This window comes from Nonomuraea sp. NPDC001699 (assembly GCF_053596455.1).
The window spans coordinates 306,518-320,291 of sequence record NZ_JBSFGF010000006.1 but is presented as its reverse complement, the minus strand read 5'-3'; the positions used below and the strand labels follow the sequence as shown (position 1 = coordinate 320,291).

Here is a 13,774-nt window from a genome sequence, read left to right as displayed (position 1 = left end):
TTGTCTGGTATTACTGGGCAGCGCCATCCCTCCCCTCCCCACCGCTTACGAGGCAGTCATGTCGTTGTCCGGAAATATCAGGAGAATCGTGGCTGCGGCGGTGACCATCGTCCTCGCCCTGCTCGCCGCCTCCCCCGCGACCGCCGCCCCCACGGCGGCCCCGGCCCCCACCCGCCCGAACATCATCTTCTTCCTGGTCGACGACCTCTCAGCCGACCTGCTGCCCTACATGGACACGGTCCGCAGCCTCGCCGACGGCGGCACCACGTTCACGAACTACTACGTGTCCGACTCGCTCTGCTGCCCCTCCCGGGCCACGATGTTCACCGGCCAGTTCCCCCACAACACCGGCGTACGGACCAACCAGGGCTACGACCGCGGCGGCTACCAGGCGTTCGCCCCGCACGAGAGCCGCACCTACGCCGTCCCCCTCCATCAGGCCGGCTACCGCACGGGCTACCTGGGCAAGTACATCAACGAGTACCCCGCCCGCCCCGGCTACCAGGTGCCGCCCGGCTGGGACGAGTGGCACGTCTCGGCGGGCGGCGGCTACAACGAGTTCAGGTACCAGCTCACCCGCTACATCAGGGAGGAGTCGGGCGGCAGGCGTGCGATCGCCCCCTCCAAGGGCACGTACCTGGTCGACGAGCTGGCCCGGCGCGCGACCGGCTTCATCGAGCGCTCCCGCGAGCACGCCCCCGGCCGTCCGTTCTTCCTCCAGGTCGCGCCCTTCTCCCCGCACAACCGGGTGGACGTCAAGCCCGGCGACACCGAGCCGCGCTTCCCGCCCGCGCCGCGCGACCGTCCGAAGGACCGTTTCCCGGCCGGCGAGTTCCCGCACGGCGACTGCGGCGGCCCCGACTGCGACGGCATCGACGTCACCGCCCTGCCCTCCTTCGACGAGGACACCGCCGACAAGCCCTCCTGGGTCCGCAGGGCCCCGATCGGGGCCAAGCGCACCGAGGAGCTGCGCGAGGACTTCCGCGACCGGATCCGCATGGTCCAGTCGGTCGACGACATGGTCGGACGGGTGCTGTCCACGCTGACCGAGCGGGAGCGCCGCGACACCTACGTCGTGTTCGCCAGCGACAACGGCTTCCACCTCGGCCAGCACCGCCTGGTACGCGGCAAGTCCACCGCCTACGACCACGACGTACGGGTCCCGCTGCTGATCAGGCGGCCGGTCACCGGACAGGGCGACCGGCTGGTGACCGACGCCATCGCCCAGAACGTGGACCTGTTCCCGACCTTCCTCGACATGGCCGGCGTCGCCCCCGCGGTCCGCGACAGCCGGGACGGCCGCAGCCTGCTGCCGCTCATCCAGGGCCGGCAGGTCACGGACTGGCGGCAGGCGGCGCTGGTCGAGCACGTCAAACCGGACCCGCGGACGCCGGGCAGGCCCGACCCCGACGCCGACCGGCTGAAGAAGGGCAACGCGCAGCCGCCCACGTACAACGCCGTGCGAACCGCCGGAGAGCTGTACGTCGAGTACGAGGGCGACCCGAGGCCCGAGTACTACGACACCGTCACCGACCCCCGCCAGGAGTCGAACGACCCCGGCAACGCCAGGACCGCCTACCTGGCCGGGGTGCTCCGCGGGCTGACGACCTGCGGCAGGCCCGGCGCGCCCGACTGCTGGACGGCCGCCCACCTGCGCTGAGGAGTACGGCAGAAGTTGACCCCCTTCGGACCGGCGGTTGACGCGCGGGCCGCCGGTCCCCCCGTAGGTTGGGGCGGTCGGGAGTCCGAACCGAAGGAGAGCCATGCGGTTCATGTCCACCCTGGCCGGATTACTACTGTTCGCAGGCACGATGGTGGCGCTGGGGGCGCCCGCGGAGGCCGCCGGGTGCGCGACCGTGCTCCCCCACGCCGACGGCTACGGCATCACCTGCGCCGACGTGCAGCGTCACCCGCAGAGCGACGGCTCCGAACTGCGGGACGTCACGATGACCTCGACGGCGATCTTCCAGGCGTCCGGCGGCACCCCGGTCATCAGCCCGCTGTCGCGCCCGATCACCGTCCGCGTCTACCTGCCCAAGGGGTACGACCCCCAGCGCGCCACCCGCTACCGTGCCCTCTACCTGATCAACGGCGGCGGCGACAACTACGACTCGTGGACCACCAAGGCCGACCTCGTCTCCCTGGTCCGGACGGCGGGCTCCTTTGACGGGATCGTGGTGATGCCGACCGGCGGGATGACCGGCTGGTACGCGAACTGGGCCGGCCGTACGGATGGATATTTCGCCCCGAAGTGGGAGACGTACCACATCAACCAGCTCATCCCGTGGATCGACGCCAACTTCAACACCGTCGCCGACCGGTCCGGGCGCGGCCTGGCGGGCCTGTCCATGGGCGGCTACGGCACCCTGCGGTACGCGGCCGCGCACCCCGGCGTCTTCTCCGTGATCGGCGCCTTCTCGCCCGGCATCGACCTGCGCGCCAAGCCCGCCCAGCGCACGATCTCCGACTCCATGTGGCAGTCGGGCGCGGCGATCAACCTGACCGACCTGGGCGAGTTCCGCGTCAACAAGTACGAGAACGGCAGCCCGCTGCCCGTCCTCGACCAGGAGGTGCAGCGCCGCTACCGCCTGGACACCCTGTTCGGCCCGCACACCACCACGGTCTTCCACGGCCGCACGGTCGACGACTGGCCCGCCGCCAACCCCGCCGACCTGGTCACCCAGGGCAAGTACGCCCCCTACTCGGGACGGCTGGCCCTCTACGCCGGCGGCTGCGCGAGCCTCCCGCACGTCCCGAACGGCACCGAGCCCGCCCCCGCCGCCTGCGGCTACGACACCGGGGCGAGCGACGATGCCACAGGCGTCAGCGAGCCGATCCTCGGGGCGTACGCGAGCGAGTTCGACACGACGCTGACCACCCTCGGCGTCGGCCACCGCTACTGCTACACCAAGGGCGGCCACGACTGGAACGCCTGGCCGTCCTACCTGGTCGACTTCCTCCGGTACGCCTACGGCACCGCCCCGGCCCTTTGCCCCTCGCCCTGATCCCCCATCCCGCTTCCAAGTCGGCCACAAGTGCCGGCCGGTAGTTCTGGACCGGTGACGAACCATCTTCCGACCCGCGTCCTGGCCGCCCTGGGCGCCGCCGTCCTCACGCTCACCGCGACGGGCACGGCGGCCGCCGCCGATCCCACGAGCTGGAGGTGGGGCGCCCTGCACTCGACCGACGGCCTGGCGACCGCCCGGGGCAAGGTCGTGGCCGGGCAGTCGGGGCTCGCCGTGACCGGATCTCTCGACGACGACCGCGGCAAGGGCTGCTCATGGGCCCTGATCAGGTATCAAAGCGGGAGCAACGGCCGCTGGCGCACGTACGGCGTCTACAACTGCATGAGGAGCACGGGCACCTTCCGCAAGAACGTCGGCGGGGCGCTGCAGATCAGGGTGCAGGTGTGCCGCGGCACCGCCAAGCGGCCCGTCGGCCGGTGCTCACGCTGGAGGACCGTCTACACCCAGGGCGGCTGACCCCCGCCGCCCGGCCGTCCGCCGGGGGCGTCAACCGGCGCGTTTCTTGCTGGCGATGATGTAGAGCACCAGCTCGCCGCAGGCGCGGCAGACGGTCATGTCACCGTCGGCGCCCAGATGGGCGGGCACGGCCCGCGCGCCGCAGAACGCGCACGGCCGTTCCGCCGGCTCCCGGTCGCCGCCCGTGGTCCCCGCCGTCGCCAGCAGCGCGCATCCCAGGCAGACCGAGACGGCCTTGCCGACGACGAGATCGGCCGGATCGGGCACCGAGCCGCAGAAGCCGCACTGGAACACCGCCGTCACCCCGATCCAGTCGCTCGCCCGCGTGTGCTCGCCCGACAACACCAGCCGCAGGACACGCAGGCAGCGGCCGGCGTCCTCGTCCGTGACGCCCGCCCGCGCGAGTTCCGCCCTGAGCGCGGCCCGCGCGCCGGGGTCCTCGGACGGCAGCGCCTTCAGCAGGTCGAGCAGCGCCTCGTCGAGCGCCCGCAGGGCGTCGGCGGCGGCCGCGACGAGGTCACGCATGCCGTCCCGCCGTCCTCGCCACGCCCTGCGGGGCTCTCTCCTCGCCGGCGGCGAGCGGCGGGCGCGGAATGTCACGCCCTTCCTCGTACGCGCGCCCGATCCTTTTCCGCTCGCGCCTTGTACGGAATGTCGCTTGCCGTACTCGTCGCGCGTTTTCACCGGCGGTGTCAGAAACGCTTCTCCGCGCTGACCGTTCTAGAATTCCACACCACCGGGAGTCAATGGCCGGGACGCCGGGCCGGACGGGCATGAATTCATGTGTCCCGAAATCGGCGGCCAACTCGGCACAGCGGGCGCGCAGGAGTTCCGCATCGCCGGGCGCGGACGTCATCTGCTCAGCCCCTGCCACCGCCCGCCGGAAAGCCGCAGTTCACGGCCGTGTCACGGCACTGTCCTGGCGCACCGGGGCGTCGGGCATTCGCTCGCACAAGCAGGGTCACGCATTTCCTCATTTCCGGCGGAGGCACGGACGTCCCTTTCGCGGCCATCATCACCCGGGCCCAAAAAAGCGTCAACGGGAGACGGCCCTACATTTTCCCTATATTGCGGCGTGGCGCCGTCTTGCGCGCCCTGGCTTGTCCCGGCACGCTGGCAACGTGGCGGATACCCGTACTGGAAAGAGCCGCGCGCGAGCGGCGCGCAGATGGTCGGCCGCGCCGCGCAGCGAAATGTTCAGCCTGCCGGAAATCCTCGCCAAGCTCGCCGACCCCGACCGCGAGTCGCCCGGCGATCCGGAGCTGCGTGACTTGTTCGAGCGCGACCAGCACGACCGTCGCGACGGCGGGCCCGAGGACGGCGGCGACCAGCGCGCCCTGGCCCGGCGGGCGCGCTGCATGGAGAAGTTCGCCGCCGGGGAGGTCCGCTCGCCGGGCGACTACTTCCACCTGGCCGCGGTGATGCGGCACGGCGGGCTGGCCGAGCACTATCACCTGGCCTTCGAGCTGGCGCGGCGGGCGGCCGACGCCGGTTTCCGCCCCGCGCGCAGGCTGGCGGCCTCGGCCCTCGACCGGTGGCTGCTGCACATGGGCCTGCCCCAGCGCTACGGCACCCAGTACGTCGACATCGGCGGCCGCTGGTCCCTCTACCGCGTCGACCCCGTCACCACGGACGCCGAACGCACGGTCTGGGACGTGCCGCCCCTGGCCGAGGCCCTGGCACGGGCCGAGGAGATGAACCGCGCCGACGAACCGGGATGACCGGCGCCCCCGCCCACCTGCGGTTTCCCGTCGGAAACCGGACACGACCTTTGCCAGTGGTTTTCCTGTATCTCCCGGCTCTCACCGGACCGGCGGGCGAATCTGACCATGACATGTTCCCGCCCCGGTCGAGACAGGCAGGTTCCCATGGTCAGACGGGCTCTCAAGACGCCGGTCCCGCTCGCGCTCTCTCTGGTCGCCGTGCTCGCGACCGCGCCGCCCGCCCAGGCGGTGACGCTGGAGGAGAAGCTCGCCACGCTGGCGGAGTTCACGCAGCCCACCGAGTCCAGCGCCGCGGCGTGGCGGGACGCCTGGTCGGACCGGAGGTCGTGGGCCGACTTCGACTTCGACTGGTCCACGGACGGCTGCACCAACAGCCCCGACCAGCCGCTCGGCTTCGACTTCAGCATCGCGTGCCGGCGGCACGACTTCGGCTACCGGAACTACCAGGCGGTCGGCGACTTCCGGGCGAACAAGGAGCACGTCGACAAGGCGTTCCTGTTCGACCTCAGGCAGGTGTGCGCCGGGTACACGATCTTCCGTCAGCCGAGCTGCAACGCGCTGGCCAAGCTGTACTACCAGGCGGTCCGCCAGTTTGGCGCCCCTCGCGGCACCGGCGGGCAGCTCGGGCGCGTGCCCGACCGGGACGCTCTAGGGCAGCAGGGCGCCGCTGAGTCCGCAGACGGCCGTGACGAGATGTTCTCCCAGAGCCCGCCAGGATTCTTCGACTGAACCGGCGGCGGCACGGCCGGCGGCCAGGTCGGTCTCCAGCTCGGCGCTCATGTGCACGACGAGCAGCCGGATCATCGCCGCCTGCCGCTCGGACAGCTCGCGCTCCCGGTCGCGCATCGACGGCGGACGCAGCAGCTCCAGCCGGCGGAACGACGGCGTGCTCAACGTCGTCTGCGCCGCGTAGTCGCGCAGGGACGGCTCCACGACGGCCTGGGCGAGGAAGCGCCCGTACCAGGACGGCGTGCCGAGCTCGATGTGGTGCTCGATGCTCGGCGCGATCACGCACGTGATCCAGTCGCGCAGCGACACCTCGCCCGACGCCTCGAGCGCGGCCACCATCGGCAGGCGGTGCCGGTCGATGGCGGCCGCGTGACGGGACAGGATCGCGTGGATCAGCTCGTCACGGGTGCTGAAGTGGTATTGGACGGCGGACTTGTTCCGCTGGCCCGCCGCCTCGCGGATCATCCTGATCGACACGTGCGCGAAGCCGTGCTCGGCGTAGAGCCGCTCCGCGGTCTGCATGATCTTGTCCTTGGCGCGGATCGAGCGGGGAGACGGCGCGGCGACCGCCGTACTGACGTCCATGACCGGTCCTCGATCTCGTTTCCACCACCGTCCCCGAACGTTATCCCATGTCGCCGGTGGAGGTCAGTGGGTCACCAGGTGACCCACACGTCCTGGAGGCCGCCGGACAGGCCGCCCGTACGCAGCCGCAGCTCGTCCGGGTTGTCGCGGAGCCGCAGGTCGGGCAGCCGTCGCGTCAGCAGGTCCAGGACGACCTGAAGCTCCAGCCTGGCCAGCGGCTGGCCGAGGCAGTAGTGGCGTCCGGCGCCGAAGGTGAGGTGCTGGCTGCTGTTCTCCCGGCGCGGGTCGAACCGGTCGGGGTCGGCGAACTTGGCCGGGTCGCGGTTGGCCGCCGGGATGTGCGGGATCACCGTGCTGCCGGCGGGCACGGCGACCTCGCTCAGCTCGACGTCCTCGGTGATGAACCGGGGCACGCCGCCGATGGCCGACAACGTGCTGTCCAGCCGCAGGACCTCCTCCACGGTGCCCGGGATCAGGTCGGGGTCGTCGATCACGGCCTCGTAGCGCCGTCGGTCGGAGAGCAGCATCGCCGTCATGATGGCGATCATGTTGGACGTGGTCTCGTGGCCGGCCAGCAGCAGCCCGCGCACGGTGGCGACGAGCTCGTCCTGACTGAGCCTGCCGTCCTCGGCGTCGGTGATCTGGGTCAGCTCGCTGAGCAGGTCGTCGCCGGGGTTCGCGCGGTTGCGGTCGACCAGGTCCGACACGTACGCGTTGAAGTCCCGGTAGGCCGCGTCGACCTCCTCCTGGGTGTTGCGCGTCAGGGTCAGCATCGTGCTCGACCAGTGGGCGAACTTGTCCTGGTCCGAGCTCGGCGCGCCGACCAGCGCGCAGATGACCCGTACCGGCAGGGGCAGGGCCAGGCCGGACGACAGGTTGCCCGGGGAGCCCTCGGCCAGCATGGAGTCGAGCAGGTCGTCGGCCATGGCCTGGACCCGGGGGCGCCACACCTCCATCTTCCGTGCCGTGAACCAGCGGCTCAGCAGCCGCCGCCACCGCATGTGGCCCTCGCCCTCGCCGATGTCGCCGGCGCCGTCCTTGCGCCGGTTGAACAGGCCGCCGTCCTCGGTGGTGGACAGCCGGGCGGCGCCCTCGCGGGCGAGGTTGCGGCTGAAGCGGGGGTCGGCCAGCACGGCTCTGGCGTCGTCGTACCTGGTCACGAGCGCCGCGACGTCGCCGCTGGGCAGGCGTACGTGGGCCACGGGGCATTTGTCCCGCAGGTCGTCGAGCTGCGGGGGCGGTTCCAGCGCCGTGGGGCGGTCGAAGGGGAAATCGGGGATCGCGTCAGCGGTCATGCGTCCTCCAGCTTGATAGCCCGACACTTCGGAATATAAGGCGATCGCCTTATTCAAGGCAATCGTCTTGACTGGATGGATTACTCCGGGTGCGGAAGATCTTCTGCGGCGTTGCCGTCCGTTGCCCTCGGCCGGGTACGCATCGGATTACCCCGATACGTCGATGAGTGCCTAGGATCGCTTCCATGGCGGAAGCTGCACTCATGACCGATTCCGAGCTGTCGGACGCGTTGCGGGCCCTGGCGAACCCGACCCGGCTGCACCTGCTGTCGTGGTTGCGGGAGCCGGAGCGCCACTTCTCCCTGGAGGGGGCGATCGCCGACCCGGTGGAGGTCGGGGTGTGCGTGACCCACATCCAGGCCAAGGTGGGGCTGGCCCAGTCGACGGTGTCGGCGTACATGAGCGAGTTGCAGCGCGCCGGGCTCGTACGCGCCACCCGCGTGGGCAAGTGGACGCACTACAAGCGCGACGAGCAGCGCATCGCCCAGCTCGTCGCCACGCTCGGGCACACGCTGTAGAGACCCGCGCCGCCCCTCGAAGCGCCTCCGACTTGTGTCATATCGACACTTTGCGATATGTCTATCCTTGAAGTGATCGGCAGATGATCGAGGGGGATGTCCCATGAGCGCCATCGACGGCCTGGATCTCGGCACGTTCGGGATCTACACGTTCGACTTCGAGCACCAGCCGGCCGCGCGGATGCGCGAGTCGATCCAGGAGCTGGAGGAGCAGGGGTGGCGGGCGTTCTGGATGCCGGAACTCCTCGGGCGCGAGGCGCTCACGCACGCCGGGTTCCTGCTCGCCTGCACGCGGCGCCTGCACATCGTGAACGGCATCGCCCAGATCTGGGCCCGCGAGGCCAGGTGGACGTACGGCGCCGCCCTGCTGCTCGCCGACGCCTACCCCGACCGGCATCTTCTGGGCCTGGGCTTCGGCGGCGAGCCGCGTCCGGGGACGACGCCGCTGAAGGCCATGCGCACCTACCTGGACGAGATGGACGAGCTGGAGACCGTCAACCCGGTCCCGAAGGCGGGCGTACGCCGTATTCTGGCCGCGTACGGGCCCAAGATGCTCGAACTGGCCCGCGACCGCGCGGCGGGCGCCCAGACCTACCACGTCAACGTCGCGCACACCGCCGAGTCGCGGGACCTGCTCGGCCCTGACGCGTTCCTGGCCGTCGAGCACCCGGTGCTGTTCGAGACCGACCCCGCCAAGGCCCGCGCCGCGGCCCGCGAGCACCTGCGTCCCTACCTGAGCACGCCGTACAACGTGGCGAAGTTCCAGCGGCTCGGGTACGCCGAGGACGAGCTCGCCGGCGGCGGCAGCGACCGCCTGGTCGACGACTTCGTCTTCTGGGGCGACCTGGACACCGTCGTCGGCAAGCTCCGCGGCCACGTGGAGGCGGGGGCCGACCATGTCGCCGTGCAGGTGATCGGCATCGAGCCCGGCCGCACGGCGATGCCCCACTGGCGCGCGCTCGCCGACGCCCTCGCGCCCGGTGACGCCTGACCACCCCCTCAGATATACAACCGATCGGTCGTTAATATAGTTTGGCGGCATGACATCCGAGATCGCCGCCGGACCGGACGCCGCATGCTGACGTCACGCTGGATCCCCGGCCCCGAGAGCCACAGCGGGGGGCCGATGGTGGCCGCCCTGACGGACTTCCGCATGCGACGGCTCCTCGACCTGCCCGGCATCGCCCGGCGCGGCCGGTCCCTGAGCCGCCATTGGCCCGAGCTGCCGGGCGCGGTGGGCATGTGGCTCTGGGTGGACCTCGCCGGCCGCCGGGTCGGCTCGTTGTCGGTGTGGCGGACCGAGGAGGATCTGCGCGGGTTCGTCCGGCTGCGCGAGCACGTCGCGATCATGCGCGCCTACCGCGATCGGGGCACCCTGCGCTCCCGTACGTGGCCGATCGACGTCCTCGACCGGGACGCCCTGCTGCGGTCGCTGCGCTGACCCGCGCGGTCCTGCACCGGCGCGCGTGGCGGACCGTTCCGCAGGCACGCTAGGGTCGGGCGGGACGGCAGCCGGAAGGCGGGGACTGATGGCGTGGGCAGCCCGGGTGGTCGCCGTCGTCATGGCCGTGGTCTTGCCGGTGCTCGTGCTCGCCGCGATCCTCATGTACGCGGCGCTTCCGTCCGAGTGGCGGCTGCCGCAGATCTTCACGCCGCTGGCGGCGGCGGGGGTCACGTTCCCGGCGTTCAGCGCGTTCCTCATCATGCACCGGCCGCGGCTCAGGCTGGCGTGGCTGATGTGCGCGGGCGGTCTGGGCGGCGCGGTCAACACGTTCTGCCAGTCGGCGATGCTGGCCGCCGCGGCGGGCGGGGAGCTCGCGCTGGCGGGATGGGTGCGATTACCGGCCCATGTCGGCTGGGCGGTGTCCGGGCTGCTGCTGGAGATGTTGCTGCCGCTGTACTCCCCCGACAGCAGGCTGCCGTCGCGGCGCTGGCGCCTGGTGGTGCTGCTCGGCGCGGTGTCGACCGCGGTGGAGCTGGCCCACATGTTCGTCCGCCCCGACCCGCCGGCCGAGGGCTACCCGCTGCCCGCGGTCATCCCGAACCCGTTGCAGGTCCCGGAGCTGGCGCCGATCTGGCCGGTGGTCACGGTGGTGGCCTGGACGGGAATCCTCTCGACGCTGCCGCTGGCGGCCTGGTCGATGTTGCTGCGCTTCCGCCGGGCCGACCCGACGGTACGGCGGCAGATCGGCTGGCCGCTGTTCTCCTTCACCGGGTACATCGTCTTCATGCTCGCCGCCATCGTCGTGCCCGGGCTGGAGTGGCTGTCGATCGCGTGGGCGACGGTCATCCCCGTGTCGATGGTGATCTCGGTGACCCGCTACCGGCTCTACGGCATCGACACCGTCATCAGCCGGACGTTCGTCGCCGCCGGGCTGCTGGCCGTGATCGGCGGGGTCTACTTCGGGGTGGCCACGCTGTCGAGCCTGATGGTGTCGGGGTACCACCAGGTCGCCGGGCTCGCCTCCGCGCTGCTCACGGGCGCGTTCTTCCAGCCGTTGCGGCGGGCGCTGCAACGCGTGGTCGACCGCCTGCTCTACGGGCCGGTGGGCGATCCGCGCGTGCTGGCCGAGCGGCTGGCCCAGGAGGTGCGCCGGGGCGATCCGGCGCAGGCGCTGGCGGCGGTGCTCGGCGTGCTGCGCGAGGGCCTGGCGGTGCAGGGCGCCGCGATCGAGGTGACCGGCGGCGAGCCCGGCCACCCGGCCGGCAGGGCGAGCATAGACAGCGGGCAGCTCGGCGACTCCCCGCGCGAGGTGCCCCTGATCTGGCACGGCGAGTGGGTGGGGCGGCTCCTCGTCGGCCCGCCCGCCGCGCGCCGCTTCCCCGCCGCGCACGACGAGCGGGTGCTGGACACGCTGGTCCCGTACGCGGCCGACGTGGCCCACGCCGTCCGGCTGGCCGCCGACCTGCAACGTTCCCGCGAACGCATGCTGGCCGCCCGCGAGGAGGAGCGCCGGCGGCTGCGCCGCGACCTGCACGACGGCCTCGGCCAGACGCTCAGCGGGCTGGCCATGACCGTCAACATGGCCCGTCTGAGCCTGAAGACCTCCCCGGAGGCGGCCGACGGGCTGCTGCGCGAGCTGCGTACCGGCATGGACGCCGTCACGGGCGACCTGCGGCAGCTCGTCTACGGCCTGCGCCCGCCCGCCCTGGACGACCTGGGCCTGGCCGCCGCCGTACGGGCACTGGCCGGGCCGGACGGTCCCGCCGCGCAGGTGATCACCGAGGGTGACCTGACCGGCCTGCCCGCCGCCGTCGAGGTGGCCGTCTACCGGATCACGCAGGAGGCGCTGACGAACGTGCGGCGGCACGCGCGGGCCACCGGCGTCCGGGTCGAGCTGCGCCGCGAGCCCGGGGCGCTGCGCCTGCTGGTCGCCGACGACGGCGCCGGCCTGCCGCCGGAGCACCGCTCGGGCGTCGGCCTGACCTCGATGCGCGAGCGCACGGCCGAGCTGGGCGGGATCTGCCTGGTCACCGGCGCGCCGGGCGCGGGCACCACGGTGGAGGTCATGCTGCCCGTCCAGCCCGCCTGACCGTGCGCCTTACCGGACTTCAACCCCTCGATCACGTAGGGTGCCAGTCAGTCACTTTCAGTAACTCTCACGGAGGTGTCCATGAAGCTCATGGGCCGTATCGCCTGCACCCTCGCCGGTGGCGCGCTGCTGACCACCGCCCTCACCACTCCGGCCTCCGCCGACTCGCTGGCGGCCGGCGGGCCCGTCGGCGCGCTGGTGCAGCCACTGCTGGACATGCTCAACCTCGTCAACGACACGACCACCCTCGGCGTCCTGCTGCCCAACGGCATCATCGCCGCCCGCTGACGATCGCCCCTTCCCCCCGGGGCGGCCGCTCAGGGTCGGTATGCACGCAGCACACACCGACCCCCAGCGAAGAAGCACCGAACGGACGGCGCCGCCAACGCCGAAGACTATCCGGTAAGCCCGCCTTCCCGACAGAACCCGAGCTCCACGCGCACCGGCCTTGGGGCAGGCTGGGCGTCATGGTGGAGATCGACTTCCTGACCGGGTCCGACCGCGCCTCCTGGGAGGCGCCGGCCCGCGGCAAAGACGCGTACTTCGAGGTCGAACGCGGCGACGACGCCTACGAACGAACCTGGCGACGCCTGCTCGACGACGACCGGACACCCGCGCGCTGTACGACAAGGTGGGCAAGGTTCACGACGGGCTCGTTGTCTACACCTATCGGCGGGGCGTGAAGTAGGGCGATCCCGGCAGGTGCGGCGTACCGTGGGCGGATGATGGTCGCGGGTGAGGGCATCCGAGGGTGGGAGCCGTCCGCTGTCGTCAGTGACGAGCTGGTCGATCCGTCGCCGGTCGCCGCGCTCGCGGCCCTGTTCGACGACGGTGTGCCCGTCCCCGGGCCGGGGGCGGAGTTGCCGCCGTTGTGGCATTGGGCGGCGTTGGCGCGGTGGCCCGTCTCGTCCGTGATCGGGGGCGACGGGCATCCGGTGCGCGGCTCGTTCCTGCCGCCCGTCGACCTGCCGCGACGCATGTTCGCCGGGGGCGAGGTCGTGTTCCACGGGCCGCTGCGGGTCGGCGAGACCGTACGCCGGGAGAGCACGGTGGAGTCGGTCGCCCAGAAGTCCGGACGGTCGGGCCGGCTGGTCGTGGTCGTCGTACGCACCCGGCTGACCGGCCAGGACGGCCGCCCGGGGCTGGAGGAACGGCAGGATCTGATCTACCGGGAGGCCGTGGTGCCCACCGGCCCGGCGGCGGCCGCCCGGCTCCGAGGCCGCCACCCCGTGCACCACCCTGACCGTGGCGGCCTGGTAGCCGGTCTCCGTGCCCGCTCGGAGTTCGTCAGGGGGTGATGACGTGTTCGGCGAGTTCGCGGGCGGCGGCGGCCGGGGAGGTGCCGGGGCGGGTCGCGCCGACGGCGAGGAGGCCGTCGATGAGGATGAGGAGCTGGTCGGCGCCGTGGTCGGGGCGCGGGTGGCCGAGCGCGGTCAGCTCGCGCGCCAGCAGCTCGTGCACCTGCCGCCGGTAGTCGCGGGTGACCTCGTGCGCGGGGTGCGCGGGGTCGGCCAGGCCGAGATCGGCGGCCAGGTAGCGGCAGCCGTGGAACCCGGGCATGCCGACGATCTCGCCGAGCCGGTCGAAGACGGCCAGCAGGCGCTCGCGCGGGTCGTGGCCGGCGGCGTCCATGGTGTGGCGGTAGTCGGCGGCGTCGGCGGCGGCGGCTGACCGGAGCACCTCGACGATCAGGCCGTCCTTGCCGCCGAAGTGCTCGTACAACGACCGGCGGGCGACGTTGGCCGCCTTGAGCAGGGCGTCGACGCCGATGTTCACGCCGTGGCTGTAGATCAGGCGGTCGGCGGCCTCCAGCAGGCGCTCCCGGGGGCCGGGTCCCGTACGAACTGTCATGGAACCCAGGTTGCCACGGGTTGACGAGTAGATCAACCGGTCGATATACATAGATAG

Annotated in this window: 16 protein-coding genes; 12 read left to right on the top strand and 4 right to left on the bottom strand. The window is 71.8% G+C overall.

The window, feature by feature from the left end; all coding sequences use genetic code 11:
* The first annotated feature begins 88 nt into the window (after positions 1-88).
* The 3 genes from ACWCSU_RS20765 to ACWCSU_RS20755 all read left to right on the top strand — a co-directional run bounded on the left by ACWCSU_RS20765 (position 89) and on the right by ACWCSU_RS20755 (position 3,482).
* The gene (locus tag ACWCSU_RS20765) at positions 89-1,660 is read left to right on the top strand and encodes a sulfatase family protein (protein ID WP_449936783.1); all 1,572 of its coding nucleotides are present in this window, start codon (positions 89-91) and stop codon (positions 1,658-1,660) included.
* Positions 1,661-1,763: 103 nt separating this feature from the next.
* Positions 1,764-3,005: an alpha/beta hydrolase gene (locus ACWCSU_RS20760; RefSeq protein ID WP_357707437.1), complete on the top strand. Its 1,242-nt coding sequence runs from the start codon at positions 1,764-1,766 to the stop codon at positions 3,003-3,005.
* Positions 3,006-3,059: 54 nt separating this feature from the next.
* Positions 3,060-3,482, top strand: coding sequence for a hypothetical protein (locus ACWCSU_RS20755; RefSeq protein ID WP_449936781.1), 423 nt, complete (start codon positions 3,060-3,062; stop codon positions 3,480-3,482).
* Positions 3,483-3,512: 30 nt separating this feature from the next.
* Here ACWCSU_RS20755 and ACWCSU_RS20750 read toward each other — a convergent pair whose 3' ends face one another.
* Positions 3,513-4,007: a hypothetical protein gene (locus ACWCSU_RS20750; protein ID WP_357707432.1), complete on the bottom strand. Its 495-nt coding sequence runs from the start codon at positions 4,005-4,007 to the stop codon at positions 3,513-3,515.
* A 596-nt stretch (positions 4,008-4,603) separates the two neighbouring features.
* Between ACWCSU_RS20750 and ACWCSU_RS20745 the strand changes: the two genes are divergently transcribed.
* A complete protein-coding gene (locus tag ACWCSU_RS20745) occupies positions 4,604-5,203 on the top strand; it encodes a hypothetical protein (protein WP_449936779.1) in 600 nt (199 codons plus the stop codon).
* Positions 5,204-5,350: 147 nt separating this feature from the next.
* The gene (locus ACWCSU_RS20740; RefSeq protein ID WP_357707429.1) at positions 5,351-5,935 is read left to right on the top strand and encodes a phospholipase; all 585 of its coding nucleotides are present in this window, start codon (positions 5,351-5,353) and stop codon (positions 5,933-5,935) included.
* Here the strand turns inward: ACWCSU_RS20740 and ACWCSU_RS20735 are convergent.
* Both ACWCSU_RS20735 and ACWCSU_RS20730 read right to left on the bottom strand, forming a co-directional pair.
* Positions 5,855-6,520: a TetR/AcrR family transcriptional regulator gene (locus ACWCSU_RS20735; protein WP_357707427.1), complete on the bottom strand. Its 666-nt coding sequence runs from the start codon at positions 6,518-6,520 to the stop codon at positions 5,855-5,857. The two genes, ACWCSU_RS20740 and ACWCSU_RS20735, sit on opposite strands and share 81 nt — an antisense overlap.
* A gap of 71 nt (positions 6,521-6,591) precedes the next feature.
* The gene (locus ACWCSU_RS20730) at positions 6,592-7,815 is read right to left on the bottom strand and encodes a cytochrome P450 (RefSeq protein ID WP_449936776.1); all 1,224 of its coding nucleotides are present in this window, start codon (positions 7,813-7,815) and stop codon (positions 6,592-6,594) included.
* Between the two features lie 203 nt (positions 7,816-8,018).
* Between ACWCSU_RS20730 and ACWCSU_RS20725 the strand changes: the two genes are divergently transcribed.
* The 7 genes from ACWCSU_RS20725 to ACWCSU_RS20695 all read left to right on the top strand — a co-directional run bounded on the left by ACWCSU_RS20725 (position 8,019) and on the right by ACWCSU_RS20695 (position 13,164).
* Positions 8,019-8,333, top strand: coding sequence for an ArsR/SmtB family transcription factor (locus ACWCSU_RS20725; RefSeq protein WP_357707424.1), 315 nt, complete (start codon positions 8,019-8,021; stop codon positions 8,331-8,333).
* 103 nt (positions 8,334-8,436) lie between these two features.
* A complete protein-coding gene (locus tag ACWCSU_RS20720; RefSeq protein WP_449936773.1) occupies positions 8,437-9,324 on the top strand; it encodes a TIGR03620 family F420-dependent LLM class oxidoreductase in 888 nt (295 codons plus the stop codon).
* Between the two features lie 84 nt (positions 9,325-9,408).
* Positions 9,409-9,774, top strand: a complete 366-nt coding sequence (locus ACWCSU_RS20715) for an antibiotic biosynthesis monooxygenase family protein (protein ID WP_449936772.1) — start codon at positions 9,409-9,411, stop codon at positions 9,772-9,774.
* 88 nt (positions 9,775-9,862) lie between these two features.
* Positions 9,863-11,866 carry a sensor histidine kinase gene (locus tag ACWCSU_RS20710; protein WP_449936770.1) on the top strand — a complete coding sequence of 668 codons (2,004 nt, stop codon included), beginning with the start codon at positions 9,863-9,865 and terminating at the stop codon, positions 11,864-11,866.
* An 81-nt stretch (positions 11,867-11,947) separates the two neighbouring features.
* The gene (locus ACWCSU_RS20705; protein WP_357707417.1) at positions 11,948-12,154 is read left to right on the top strand and encodes a hypothetical protein; all 207 of its coding nucleotides are present in this window, start codon (positions 11,948-11,950) and stop codon (positions 12,152-12,154) included.
* A 179-nt stretch (positions 12,155-12,333) separates the two neighbouring features.
* The gene (locus ACWCSU_RS20700) at positions 12,334-12,549 is read left to right on the top strand and encodes a hypothetical protein (protein ID WP_449936767.1); all 216 of its coding nucleotides are present in this window, start codon (positions 12,334-12,336) and stop codon (positions 12,547-12,549) included.
* A gap of 39 nt (positions 12,550-12,588) precedes the next feature.
* A complete protein-coding gene (locus tag ACWCSU_RS20695; protein ID WP_449936765.1) occupies positions 12,589-13,164 on the top strand; it encodes an FAS1-like dehydratase domain-containing protein in 576 nt (191 codons plus the stop codon).
* Here ACWCSU_RS20695 and ACWCSU_RS20690 read toward each other — a convergent pair.
* Positions 13,154-13,717 (bottom strand): TetR/AcrR family transcriptional regulator, encoded by a 564-nt coding sequence (locus tag ACWCSU_RS20690; RefSeq protein ID WP_364092072.1) that lies wholly within the window; start codon positions 13,715-13,717, stop codon positions 13,154-13,156. The two genes, ACWCSU_RS20695 and ACWCSU_RS20690, sit on opposite strands and share 11 nt — an antisense overlap.
* Between the last annotated feature and the right edge of the window lie 57 nt (positions 13,718-13,774).